This is a genomic window from Bacillus ectoiniformans, from assembly GCF_016908875.1.
Lineage (GTDB): Bacteria > Bacillota > Bacilli > Bacillales > Domibacillaceae > Bacillus_BX > Bacillus_BX ectoiniformans.
Genome location: NZ_JAFBES010000003.1, coordinates 167,121 through 180,268 on the forward strand (window position 1 = coordinate 167,121; position 13,148 = coordinate 180,268).

The 13,148-nt window shown below is 41.5% G+C and carries 11 protein-coding genes; 4 read left to right on the plus strand and 7 right to left on the minus strand.

Going from position 1 to position 13,148, the window contains the following annotated elements; genetic code table 11:
* Positions 1 to 243: 243 nt before the first annotated feature.
* From JOC78_RS05985 to JOC78_RS06000, 4 genes are all read right to left on the minus strand, one after another.
* Entirely contained in the window at positions 244 to 891 is a 648-nt protein-coding gene (locus JOC78_RS05985) for an SIMPL domain-containing protein (RefSeq protein WP_204553592.1), read from the minus strand.
* Between the two features lie 32 nt (positions 892 to 923).
* The gene (locus JOC78_RS05990; protein ID WP_204553593.1) at positions 924 to 1,814 is read right to left on the minus strand and encodes a manganese catalase family protein; all 891 of its coding nucleotides are present in this window, start codon (positions 1,812 to 1,814) and stop codon (positions 924 to 926) included.
* 14 nt (positions 1,815 to 1,828) lie between these two features.
* Positions 1,829 to 2,050, minus strand: a complete 222-nt coding sequence (locus tag JOC78_RS05995; protein ID WP_420829904.1) for a YuzF family protein — start codon at positions 2,048 to 2,050, stop codon at positions 1,829 to 1,831.
* 126 nt (positions 2,051 to 2,176) lie between these two features.
* Positions 2,177 to 3,826, minus strand: coding sequence for an ABC1 kinase family protein (locus JOC78_RS06000; protein WP_204553595.1), 1,650 nt, complete (start codon positions 3,824 to 3,826; stop codon positions 2,177 to 2,179).
* Between the two features lie 243 nt (positions 3,827 to 4,069).
* Here JOC78_RS06000 and desB point away from each other — a divergent pair, with 243 nt between their 5' ends.
* Together desB and JOC78_RS06010 are read left to right on the plus strand one after the other, a co-directional pair.
* Positions 4,070 to 5,170 (plus strand): Delta(10) desaturase DesB, encoded by a 1,101-nt coding sequence (desB, locus tag JOC78_RS06005; protein ID WP_204553596.1) that lies wholly within the window; start codon positions 4,070 to 4,072, stop codon positions 5,168 to 5,170.
* Between the two features lie 158 nt (positions 5,171 to 5,328).
* A complete protein-coding gene (locus JOC78_RS06010) occupies positions 5,329 to 7,170 on the plus strand; it encodes a cation:proton antiporter (protein ID WP_204553597.1) in 1,842 nt (613 codons plus the stop codon).
* A 164-nt stretch (positions 7,171 to 7,334) separates the two neighbouring features.
* On the opposite strand, the gene JOC78_RS06015 is transcribed toward JOC78_RS06010, so the two are convergent.
* The 3 genes from JOC78_RS06015 to JOC78_RS06025 form a co-directional block, all read right to left on the minus strand.
* On the minus strand, positions 7,335 to 9,404 hold the full coding sequence (locus JOC78_RS06015; RefSeq protein ID WP_204553598.1) for a cation:proton antiporter domain-containing protein: 2,070 nt from the start codon (positions 9,402 to 9,404) through the stop codon (positions 7,335 to 7,337).
* Between the two features lie 295 nt (positions 9,405 to 9,699).
* On the minus strand, positions 9,700 to 11,229 hold the full coding sequence (locus JOC78_RS06020) for a succinate CoA transferase (RefSeq protein WP_204553599.1): 1,530 nt from the start codon (positions 11,227 to 11,229) through the stop codon (positions 9,700 to 9,702).
* A 121-nt stretch (positions 11,230 to 11,350) separates the two neighbouring features.
* Complete coding sequence (locus JOC78_RS06025; protein WP_204553600.1) at positions 11,351 to 12,001, minus strand: LytTR family DNA-binding domain-containing protein; 651 nt, start codon at positions 11,999 to 12,001, stop codon at positions 11,351 to 11,353.
* A gap of 69 nt (positions 12,002 to 12,070) precedes the next feature.
* On the opposite strand from JOC78_RS06025, the gene ybaK reads away from it, so the two are divergent.
* Both ybaK and JOC78_RS06035 read left to right on the plus strand, forming a co-directional pair.
* Positions 12,071 to 12,559, plus strand: coding sequence for a Cys-tRNA(Pro) deacylase (ybaK, locus tag JOC78_RS06030; protein ID WP_204553601.1), 489 nt, complete (start codon positions 12,071 to 12,073; stop codon positions 12,557 to 12,559).
* A 197-nt stretch (positions 12,560 to 12,756) separates the two neighbouring features.
* Entirely contained in the window at positions 12,757 to 13,047 is a 291-nt protein-coding gene (locus tag JOC78_RS06035) for a hypothetical protein (RefSeq protein WP_204553602.1), read from the plus strand.
* The last annotated feature ends 101 nt before the right edge of the window (positions 13,048 to 13,148 follow it).

Below are 13,148 nucleotides of genomic sequence, written 5' to 3' on the forward strand. Positions count from 1 at the left end.
GTCCGATAAATAGGCAGAGAAATTTCGCTTAATTCAAAAATAGCATGGAAAATAGTTTAAATAGACGGAGGGATTCCGGTTATTGACTCGAAAAACGTGATAATGGAGGATTTTACTTTGAATAGCCGGAAAATCTACCCTTATACACCTGTAAAATGAGCTTCATTCTATATATAACCGGATATTTTCCGCTTAGCATAGGTTACTCAAGCCTCTCAAGAAAAAACAGGGCTATTCACTTTTTTAAACATACCCATATTCAACATTCACAGTGGCGGTAATGGTTAGTTCCCCAGGCTGCAGAGGAGGGGCTGAACTTTTGACGGCAAATTGGGCTTGAAATGGGACAGGTCCGGACACGCTGGAAATTTCCTGAATCGACACTGGAACTTTATTCAGTGTGATGCCTGCCGTGGCTGCGAGAGCGAGGGCTTTTTGTTCTGCGTCTTTATAGGCGGCAGCGAGTGCTTCATTGTAAAAGGCTTCGGAGTTAGAGAGGGAGAATCGAACGTTTGATACGGTGTTCGCTCCGTTCTTAACGGCAGTATCTAATACTTGGCCCGCTTGCTCCATCGATGTTGTGATTTGGAGAAGGTGAGTGACTTGGTACCCTCTGAAGACCTGCTTTCCTTCAATATAATCATAGAGAATATCGATTCTGTAATCTTCGGTTTTTATTTGTTCTGGCAGAATCGCGAGGGCAAGAATGGCAGAAATCATGTTAGATACAGTTTCAGCACTGGTTTTTTGAGCGGTGTCAGGATTTGAATCCTCCGTAACAAAACCGAGCGTGAGAATCGCTCGGTCTGGTGCTGCCGTTCTCACGCCTTCTCCTGTTACCTTTAATGAATGATCTGCACGCCGCTCGCCTTCAACATGAGGTGGGTTCATCTTTGACCTCCTTCTGAGATCCTTCTCTTAAATTAGAGATTTTGCATTAGCCGTTTAGCGATGGCCTCATAATGATCTTTCGTAATGCCGGGGGCAAATTCTTCTGGCAAATCATCTAAATTCGGGATAGGAGCTCCTTTTGGGGTTCCTTCAATAACTTTAAGCTCTTGGCCGTTTTCAGGATTTGTTCCTTTCCAGATCTTTCGGATATCTTTATAGTCTGTTTCGCTCCACGTGTAAAGGATATTGTTTAATCCTTGCTCTTCATATTTTTTCGCATAATCAAATTTAGAGTTGTCGAGGTTTGGAATTGGCAACATTTTTGTCACGTCTGTTCCTGTGGCTATTTCAATAGCCTTTGCATAGGCAAGAATATGAGTGCCGCCGCGGACAAGCAAATAGCCGATCATTTCTCTCGCGGTCGGATGATCTGTCATTTCATACACTCTCATTTTGTGAGTTCTGGCTCCGGTTTCAAGGAAGAAGTTATGGAGCAAATCGAGCACTAAGTTTCCGCTGTTAAATACATTGTTTCCCGTCCACGGCTGGCCCATGGAGTCTCCTGGTATGGAAGCCTGAGCAGTTGCGATATAGTGCTGAGTATTGCGCTTGTTTAATCCGTTTTGTAAAGGAGTAATATCAGGGTCTCCAGGGAAAGTCAGATTAGTCGAAAGCAAATTAATAGTATTGGACACTAATTCCACATGACCGAATTCTTCCGCTGTAATACTGGCCACTAAGTCGTAAAATGGACGCAGCTTTTTCTTCTGGCGAAAGTTAAACGACTGAAACATGTAATTGTTCAACGTCGACATTTCACCGAATTTACCACCGAGTAATTCTTGAACGGCAGCGGCTGCATTGGCATCTCCATATTCGGGAACAGTTAGCTCAATGGCCATTTTATCCATTCGTTTAAACATAGTACCGCCTCCCCTTAATTAGGAAATACCCAAACAATTTGCTGGATCCGAACGAAAAATGGTGTGCCGCTGACCTCAATAACTACATGATCCGGCATGACCGTCTTTAATGAGCCTCGCAGAGATCCTTGCATGGTTTGTACGGTTACTTCTTTCCCAATAATGGTTTGCAGCGTTTGATACACATAAGGGTCAATTAAACTGAAAAAGCTTGGTTGAGATGAATTCATCGTCATCCACTCCTCTATATTCGTTTCAACTCTCTATAAATATGTGAAGGGATTGAAAATAATGAATGTCCATCAAGGATTTTCAAAAGGGCACAGAAAAACCTCAGGCGATGGTATAGCCTGAGGCCGAAACTATCTTATTTTCTTTAAAAGTCTTCGATGGGAACGAAGAGTGGATAAATAGTAAAAGAAACTGATAATGAATAACGTACCGCTACCGTAAAGCAATATACTCTGCTCAAATAGACTGGCGATCCCTCCGAAAATTAAGCTTATGATCATAAAATAGAAGGCGTCTCTCTTTTTAGAAAGCACATAGGTTTGCTCTAGCGCCAGCCGATCTTTCGTCTCTATCCATTCCCGGTATTGTCTAGGTTCGTCGAGTGCCTGCTGAATTTGTCGCGGCAATGAAAGAAGGGGACGGATAGACTGATTAAAAACTTGTAAAGCTTGCTTTCCTGCACTTTTCCCTTTCTCTGCCGAATTTTCATTGATCCATTTAAGAACAAGGGGTTTTCCCACTTCCAATAAATCAATATGTGGATCTAATATGTGCAATATTCCTACGAAAGTCGAAACAGCCCGTCCTAAAAAAGCGAATTCACTTGGCAGCTGTATAGGCTGTTTTTTGACTATTCTTTGAATATCCTCTAGGATTTGCTGAACGACATAGTCATCCATAGCGGTTAAGTCTTGTTCGGTATAAGTATGGATCAAAGTGGTAATAACTTTTTTTATCTGGTTCTTATCCGCTGAAGGAAGGAGGAATCTGAGTCTTTCTAACGCTATTAGTACCTGGTCGTAATTTTCGACAATAATCCCTTCTACTAATTGTCGAATATAGGTGGCATCTTCTCGATTGACTTCACCTACCATGCCAAAGTCAATTAAAATAACCGTGCCATTAGGCTGAATCAAAATGTTTCCTGGATGGGGATCAGCATGAAATTTCCCTTCCTGCAACAGCTGTTCTAAGAAGATCGAGACGAGCTGTTTGGCTAAATCGTGACGGTCAATCTTGTGCTTAGAGAGGAAGTTTAAATCGGTAATCCGTGCCCCTTCGATCCATTCCATCACGAGAACGCGTTTGGTGGAATAATCTTCGTAATAAGCAGGAATATCGACGCCGGGTGTCGATTGATATCGCTTTTTAAAATAAAGGCCATTTTGCAGCTCTTTCCGGAAATTTAATTCCTGTCCAATGACAACCGTCATTTCGTGATAGAGGGAGGAAAGGTCGGTCTGTTTGCCGAAAGAAGTAAATCGATTAGCAAGCCACATCACAATTTTGACGGCTTTAAAATCCGTTAAAATAATTCGTTCTATTCCGGGCCGCTGTATTTTAATAGCTATCATGTCACCATTGGGCAATTGAGCGCGATGGACTTGCCCGATTGACGCTGATGCAGCCGGCTGCTCGTTGATCTCCGCTACAACTTGGTCATAAGGACTGTTCCATTCTTCTTCAAGCGTCTCTTTTGCTTCTAGCCAAGGCACGCTCGGCACGCGATCAATTAAGTCTTCTAATTCATGAATAAAGACAGGAGGCATGATATCGGCTCGTGTACTCAAAAATTGTCCAAGTTTAATCAGTAAACCTTCTAAGTGAAGAGCCGTTCGTTTATATTCAGAGGCTTGTCTTTTTAAAAGAGCTTCAAAGCGGTCGTTCACTTGTCTGTTCCAGTTACGTTTATGTCTTTTCTGAAAGTAAACCACTTGTATAAAGAACTTTACAGCCATGCTGACAATAATTACTATGCGATAGAGAGATATGTTTTTCATATCGTTCGTCCTTTCTGGCAAAGATCAAGCGTTTGTCTGTATTGTAAAACAAATGGATTCTGTCTGTACAATAATAGGTGCATAAGAAGTAGCACCTGTATTTATTATCTGTGTTTAATACCAAGTATTAAATTTATTGACAAATTAGAAAATGGAGTGGTACGATTAGGCATAGTGAAACTGTAAATAGTCATTAGGGGATCTATTGTTTTCGATCAATTTTAGAAATGAGGGAATGTAAAAGTGAAAGATGATCTTCAATCATTTGGCTGGTACGCTGCGCGTGTCGCACCGCACCTTCCGAAAGAAGCATTTAAACCGGTTCCTGGTAGACTTTGGGGTGGTCTTGCTTATTTGCTTGTTGTTACAGCAGGGATTTTAACAATTGCATTAACTGACTTTAATATATGGACGAACCTACTCATTGCCTTAGTTCTTGGCGGCTGTTATGCAGGAATGGGGCTTCTTGGACACGAGATTCTCCACGGAACGGTGGTAAGAAAAGCGTGGATTCGCGATTTAACGGGCGCGATTGCCTTTGCTCCATTATCGACAGGGCCTCGCCTTTGGAGAAAATGGCATAATATGACGCACCATATTCATACTCAGGATGAGAGTAAGGATCCGGATGCCTGGCCGACGATTGAAGAGTTTGCAAGCAGCAAATTTCTTCAAAGAATGTATCGTATGCCATTTTCTATTCGTGCTTTCTTGGGACTAGCTTTCTTGGCCATCACGTTTACCTTTCATTCAAGCCGGATGTTCGCTAGGTTTATTTCTGAATTTAAACCAGAAAAACGCGCGGCTGTTTGGATGCAACTGATTATTCCTTGGACAGTATGGATTGGATTATTGGTATGGATAGGGCCTGTGAAGTGGATTTTCGCCTTCTTGATTCCGCTGCTAATCGGAAACTTCATCGTAATGGCGTACATTTCGACCAACCATCGTTTAAATCCATTAACTCCGGTTAATGATCCATTGGCTAACAGCTTGACAGTGACGGTGCCTAAATGGGTAGATTTTCTGCATTTTAACTTCTCCTACCATACAGAGCATCACTTATTTCCGGGTATGAGTTCTAAGTATTATCCGCTTGTAAAAGCAGAGCTGAAGAAGCGCTGGCCGGAACGTTATCATGAGATGCCATTAGTAGAGGCGCTTGCGACGCTGTACAAAACACCTCGTATTTATAAGACAAAGACTGAATTGGTTGACCCTTATCCTGACCGTACATATGGCACTTTAGGACACGGCCTTGACCCAAAAGATATTCAGGAAAAGCCAAAAGAACTGAAAGAAAATTCAATAGCCAAAAACCCTCGTGATTCAATGGGCGGTTAATGATTGAAAGGCTCCAAGCCAGAAGTGGTAGGGAGTCTTTTTTTTGTGCATAATAAGAAACAGAAAAACAAATGCAATTCAAGCGTTAAGCATGAAAAAAAAGGGGGAAAAAGATAAGATAGGACTATACAAAAAATCAGTATAGAAGTGAGGCGTTTATGTTCGATTCCCTATTATTTAACTTAATGATTATTGGATTAATTGGTGTTGTTTCACAATGGATTGCCTGGCGCTTTCGCATGCCTGCTATTGTTGTTATGTCTTTAGCTGGGCTGGCCATTGGACCGATGTTTGGTCTGGTTAATCCGAAAGAAGTGTTTGGTGATTTATTTAAGCCGTTCATTGCGATGGCTGTGGCTATTATCTTATTTGAAGGAAGTTTAAATTTAGACTTTCGGGAGATTCGTGGAATTGGACGGCCGATTACGAGGATTGTCACTCTTGGCGCATTTATTGCTTGGATCTTAGGATCACTTGGTGCGCATTATGTGGCGGGCTTATCTTGGGCGGTGGCGTTTGTCATCGGCGGCTTGTTTATTGTGACAGGGCCTACTGTTATTTTGCCTTTACTGCGGCAAGCAAAGCTTAAGCCGAGAACAGCAGCCATTTTAAAATGGGAAGGGATTGTGGTCGACCCATTCGGAGCGCTTCTAGCGGTCTTCGCTTTTGAATTTATTCAATTTTTAACAGGGCAAGTAAATGTGACGACTTTGCTTCTATTCTTGGCTGCTTCCACCTTTGCAGTGGTGTTAGGCTGGGCATTAGGGAAATCAATCGGAATCATGCTTGAACGCGGGCATATTCCCGAGTATTTAAAGTCTCCCATTGTGCTTGTAGCTGTCATTGCGTGTTTCGCTATTTCGGATGAAGTCATGCATGAGACAGGACTGTTAGCTGTTACGGCAATGGGAATGGTTATGGCCAATATGCATATTTCTTCCATTAATGATATGCGCCATTTTAAAGAAAATATTTCTATACTGTTGATTTCCACTATCTTTGTTATGCTGACAGCTTCTTTATCAGTAGACACATTAAAGCAAATAATGGATATTCAAATTATACTTTTTGTGCTGCTTATGCTGTTTGTTGTTCGCCCATTATCGATTTGGGTCTCTACCATAGGAACAGATTTAACGAACAAGGAAAAAGCGCTGGTCGGGTGGATAGCTCCGCGAGGTATTGTGGCCTTAACCGTCTCAAGTTACTTTGCCAGTTCATTGCTCGAAGCGGGATATGAAGATGCCAAGATTTTAACTTCATTAACGTTTGCTCTTGTGTTTGCAACCGTATGCGCACATGGGTTCTCAATTGGCTGGCTTGCACAAAAACTAGGCTTAGCTGTAGACGATAAGCCAGGTGTGCTTCTAGTCGGGAGCAGTAATTTCTCAGTTAGACTTGCTAAAACCCTTGATGATCTGAACATTCCTGTCTTAATTGCAGATGCTTCTTGGCAAAAGCTGCATGCCGCAAGAACAGCAGGAGTTCCGACGTATTTTGGAGAAGTTCTATCGGAACAAACAGAGTATCACTTAGATATGAACCCATATGAACACTTAATTGCAGCGACTGATGATGATGCTTATAACGCTTTAGTGTGCAATACATTTATTCCAGAAATCGGCCGAAACAATTTATATCAATTAAATAACTATGTTGATGGTCAGCAAAAATCTAATGATTTTGGGCATACCATCGGAGGCCGTTCGTTATTTACAAAAAATACGACATGGCTTGATTTAAATACGAAAGTGAACAATCATTACGTTTTTAGAAAAACAGAGCTGACTGAGCAATATACGTACAAACAATATTTGAGTGAACGAGATGATTCAGCTATTTTACTGTTCATTTTAAAATCAACAGGAAAGCTTGAATTTTACACGAAGAAAAACGAAGTAAAAGGAGAAACGGGCGATGTCGTTGTCAGTCTGTCACCTCCAAGCAAGGAAATAAATAAAATTAAAGAAAAAATAGCTGAACAGAGAAATGGAAAGTAGAACATCAAAAAACACACGAATGCCAAAGTGCATTCGTGTGTTTTTTGTTTCGGTGTTGTCTAGTAAAATGCGGTAGGAGCTCGGGTCAAAAGACCTTATCCCTTAAAGGCAAAGAACCCTTTTAGAGATAAGCCTATTTGCCAGTCGCACCTAAACAGCGCATTTTACATTTCGTCATAATCCTTCTTAAAGAGCAATTCCCGAGGGACTTCTGTGCCTCTTGCTCCTCGGATATCTACTTCACTGGCTTCGGTCGGATAAAAAATGAGGAAGCTTTCTGGGATGACGGTCGCCATTTTTTCAGGAACTAATTCTAATTGTGGATGCCAGGCAATGGTTCCTTTTCTGGCACTTATAACAATCACTAGATCATTTTTTCTTAACTCTTCTACTCTATCCCGATAAAGCTCTTCCCAGCTCTCAACAGTTGTGAAAACAGTTGGCGTAACAGGTTTTATATGATTAAACACCTTTTGGAAAATTTCCTTTTCACCCCTGAGCAAGAGGCAATGGATCGGTGCATTCAGCTGGGCGGATATTTGCTTAATGATCTTCAAGCTATCTTTAAACCCAGGCTTTTGATGAACGTTTTGCGGAATTAAAAGCACAAGTCGATCCGTTGTATTGAGCGGGTGCCCAAGCTTAGCAATAATCGTTCGCTGGTTTGTATGGTCAAGGAAATTATCAATGACACCGCCAAACAAGCGTTTCTCCGTTGATTTTAAACCGTTCCAGCCAGCAATGATAGTGGTAATTCTCTCTTCCGCTACTGCTCGCTCGATGCCTCTTCCCACGTTTTCATCGACTCGTGTCAGCAAGCGAACGGGAACCTCTGCACCGGAACAGTACATGACGGCATGCCCAAGCATTTTTTCAGCCCTTGCTACTTGATGCTCTGCTTGTTTGACATCTTTTCTTACTACACTGAGGGGATAGAGAGGTTCCTCAGTCATTTTCGCTTGGCGAATGACAAAGGCTAGATCTAACAGGGATTCCATGGTGTCGGGATTAGCCACAGGGATAAGGATGCGTTCTGGGCTCTCCACTGTGCTTTCCTCTTCTGCCTCATCAGCCGTAGATAATTTTCTACCGTACTTTTCTGTCATGTAAGGACCAATAATACATGTGACAAGAATCATGATAATGACTGCGTTTACCGTAGCCTGATCAAGCAATTCCAGTTGGAAGCCGATGAGTGTAGATGCAAGGGTAGCGGCTGCTTGAGAGATCGACAACCCAAAAATGACCCGGTTTTCCGCTTTAGAGTAGTTATAAACTTTAGAAGCAATCCAACCGGCTAATGCTTTACCGATAATCACGCCTGCTAAAATAAGCAGGGTCAGAATCCAAGCACTAGGATCTTTCATTAACACCTTTAAGTCCATCAGCATTCCAACGGATAATAAGAAGAATGGAATAAACAAGGCATTAGCAGAAAATCGAATTCTATTCATTAAGACGCCATGATCATAAATGTACCGATTTAAAGCAAGACCTGCTAAGAAGGCGCCAATAATCGGCTGCAGACCAGCGAAAAGAGCTAAAGAACCTGACACAAATAACACAGTCATGACGAAATTAAACTCAAGTGTACCTTCATTATGGGAATTGCGAAAGAACCATTTAGAGATTTTAGGTGTGCCAATCATGATAAATAGAACGAACGCCACAGTGGATAAAGCAAGTGTAATCCCAAATTGCAGGCTTAGTTCACCAGAAGCAGCACCTGCTATTACTGCTAAGAAAAGCATGGCTAGTGTGTCTGTCATAAGCGTGCCGCCAATGGCAGTTGTTACTGCTTTATTTTTGGCAATTCCAAGTCTGCTTGCGATCGGGTAGCCAAGGAGTGTGTGTGAACCAAGTATTGATCCGAGCAGAATAGCGGCAGCCCAGCCAAATTCTACATAAAGACCGATGGCCGTACCAAAGATCAGCGGAATAAAAAAGGACAGGAGCCCAAATAAAATACTGCGATGGCGGTATCTCTTAAATCCATCGATATCAAGCTCCAAGCCGGCTATGAAAATGATAAATAATAAACCGACGGCTCCAAGCAATTTAATTGTTTCGTCAAGGGCAAGCAAGCCGAATCCATTAGGTCCAATAATTATACCGGCAACGATCGGTCCGATAATTCCTGGTATTCTCAACTTATTCATAATTAACGGAGAGACAAGAAACACAATAATCGCTATGCCGAAAATAATAACAGGCTCTTGTACTGGAATATTCATTTGCACGCACCTACTTTCTTGATGTCGGAATTTTTAGGACTGAAAACACTAAAGTTAATATACTTCCCGTTGTTTGATTAAATGCAGTTTTCAGATACTTTATTATATAGAGTAGATCGGTATTTGCCTAGTAAAAAGGCGGCTCATATTGAGCCGCCTTTTATGACAGTTAGAGATAGGGTTTCGTTTTTTTATCATTATTTTATATTAACGCCAGGCGGCTTCAGGACTTGTGCGTCGTTTGCTTGAGATTAGGAAAATGGGTTTTGCAACATCCGCCGCCTTGCCGACGTTATCAATAAGTATGGCTATAGTCTTTGGCTTCTGCCATTTTCATCGTACCTTTAGAAGCGTAGTTTGTATGCCAGGAAAGAGCCTTTTCCAAGATGTGAGGAGTTTGGCCTCCGCGCTGTTTCGCTTCTTCAAAGTAAGCGGACAGCTGTTGTTTATATTGCGGGTGTACGCAATGATCAATGATCTTGCGTGCTCGTTCACGAGGAGCCAATCCGCGAAGATCAGCATATCCTTGTTCAGTCACCAATACATCTACATCGTGCTCCGTATGGTCCACGTGTGAAACAAACGGTACAATGCTCGAAATATTTCCTTCCTTAGCGATAGACTTCGTGACAAAGATCGCCAAACGGCAATTGCGGGCAAAATCACCTGAGCCCCCGATGCCATTCATCATTTTTGTACCGGAAACGTGAGTAGAATTAATATTTCCATAGATATCAGCTTCAAGAGCCGTGTTAATCGAAATTAGACCCATGCGGCGAATCAGCTCTGGATGATTAGAAATTTCCTGCGGACGCAGAACGAGCTGATCGCGATACTTATCCAGCTGAGGAAACACCTCAGCCATTTTTTCCTTAGATAAAGTAATCGAACATCCAGAAGCGAAACGGACTTTCCCGCTGTCCAGCAGATCAAACACAGCGTCCTGCAGAACTTCTGAATAGACTTCTAGATCTTCGAATTCAGAATCCAGCAGCCCGTGCAGAACGGCATTCGCTACAGAGCCAATACCAGACTGAAGCGGAGCCAGTGACTTGGTTAACCGGCCGTTGCTGATTTCTTCACGAAGAAAATCAATTAAATGGGCAGCCATTGTCGCCGTCTCTTTATCTGGTGGAACGATCGTGGACGGAGAATCTAGGTCATCTGTTAATACAATTCCTTTAATTTTGTTTACATCGATGTGAATGCCTGTCGTACCAATTCGGTCATTCACTAATGTTAATGGAATCGGTAAGCGCTCTCCTTGGTTACCTGTATCATAAATATCATGAAGCCCTTCAAGTGCAGCTGGCTGAGCTAAATTAAGTTCAATGATAATATTTTTTGCTTTTTCAAGAAAAATAGAGGAATTGCCGACAGAAGTGGTTGGAATGATCACGCCATCTTCTGTGATAGCCGTTGCTTCTACAATCGCAAAGTCGATCGGATTTAACACATCCGCACGAACCCATTCAGCTACTTGAGATAAGTGCTGGTCTGTAAAATACATGTCCCCTTGATTAATCTTCTTGCGCATCGAAGAGTCAGCTTGAAATGGCAAACGTTTGTTAATAATTCCGGCCTCAGCCATTAGCTTATCAATATCGAATCCGAGGGAAGCCCCAGTATAAACATCTACTTTAAACGAGTCTTCTTTAGCGCGATCCACTAGGGCCATGGGCACTGCTTTCGCATCTCCTGCTCTTGTAAATCCGCTTAATCCAAGTGTCATGCCGTCTTCAATCCAAGAAGCGGCCTCATCAGCTGTGACAATTCTTTGTTGTAAATCAATATTACGCAAGCGATCCGTAATACGTTGGTTCACCGCAAATCCCCCTTGTCGCTTTTTTAATATTCTATCAATTTAATGATTAGCTCTCATTCGTTTTGGAATGAAAAGCCTTAAAATAGAGACAAAGCAGAAAATAAGCGGCATAAAGCACGAATTAATAATTTAATGCCTTTCGAAATGTACTTGAATAGGTTTGGCTTACCGGGATTTTCATTCGATTCTTCATAATGAGCAGGAAAGTAGAATGAGAATCGGGCTGAATTTCTTGAATATGATTGACGTTTACAATATAAGACCGGTGAACGCGGATGAATAAATCATCAGGAAGCATAAATTCAAGCTCCGTTAAATTCAGTTTGTGATAGCCGTCCCCGTTCAGCGCCTGTACTTTTGTTTTCCTATTTTCCGCTTCTAAATAAATAATTTGTTCATATGGAACAGGGTACCAGCGGTCTTCCGATTTAATAGTAAAGAAATTAGTTGAGATAGGAGTAGGTTTAGCAGGGAAAATGGTAGTAATAGCACCTGTCACTTCCTCGCCGTCAAAAGTAGGCACAGACATGGCGTAATAGGGAATCCCATACACTTCACTGTCAATATATTCGGACACCTGGTGTTTTTCAGCAATAGCTTTTGCTGTTACGCTGCCTTGTTTCACAGGTTCTCCCGGCTGAATATGCAGATCAACTAATTTACTTGGCTGATAATAAATAAATGTCTTCGCGTTTGAAACAGCCACCGAAGTATTAGATGGGAAAAATTCTTTCATCACTTCCATAATGGCTGATGTCGTATTATGATCCATAGTTTTCATCTCACCTCTTTTTTAGATTATACTTATTGCATACCGATTTTTAAAGAAGGGGTGTCCGTTGTGAGCAAAGCCAAGACAAATGCGATGAGAATGCTTGATTCGAGCAAGGTTCCATACGAAGTCTATACATACGATTCTAATGATGGAAAGATTGACGGAGTATCTGTCGCAGCGAAAGTTGGAAAGGACCCAAAGGAAGTATATAAAACACTTGTTACTGTCGGAGCAAGTAAACAGCTTTATGTGTTTGTCATTCCGGTAGAAAAGGAGCTGGATTTAAAAAAGGCGGCAAAAGCAGCAGGAGAGAAAAAGCTAGAAATGCTTCCGGTGAAAGATATTCAAAAACACACAGGCTATATTAGAGGCGGATGTTCGCCTGTAGGAATGAAGAAGCTGTACTCGACATTTATAGATGCTTCCTCGTCAACTCTGGACCGGTTGGTAGTCAGCGGCGGTAAGATCGGCGCTCAAATGGAGCTGGCTGTAGATGATTTAAAAAGGGTGATAAAAGCAGTCAATGAGTATGAATTAACAGTCAATGAGCAATAGGTTTTATCGTCTAAATAGTGTGAAAAATAACTATATTTTTACTTTTTATGGAAGATCATCTCGAGAGAAAAAATCAATGAAAATTGTGTGAAGGATATGTTACTGTTATGTGTGTTTTTTATAAAATCACTGTAATAGGGGTACTCTTTTTATATGGATTTTATATAATAGGCTCATAACTTAAGAACAGGAAGTGAATGAAAGTGATCGTTGAAAACCTTGTGGATTCTAAAAGCTATTTTACTGGTGAAATGAAAGAAAATTTTATGGTGATTTATGAGAAGCTGCAGCAGTCAGACGCGATTTTTAGCGAGAATGGTTTTGAAGAAATTGAAGGCGATACTGCTGAGTATGTAAAAATCATGAAAGATCCTGGAGAAGAGTGCTGCTTGAAGAGTATTAAAAGCTACAAGATTGGCCGGGAATTTAAGTGTGTAGATGATGTGCTAGCCAGTATTAAAGAAGCCCACCGAGACATTTTTAAATAAGCCACATGTTTCTAAAACGATCGTTTAATAGATAGAAGAGAGCGTTCCATCAGCTATTGCTATGGAGCGCTTTTTTTCGTTAGGCAACTTGTTTGTCAGTA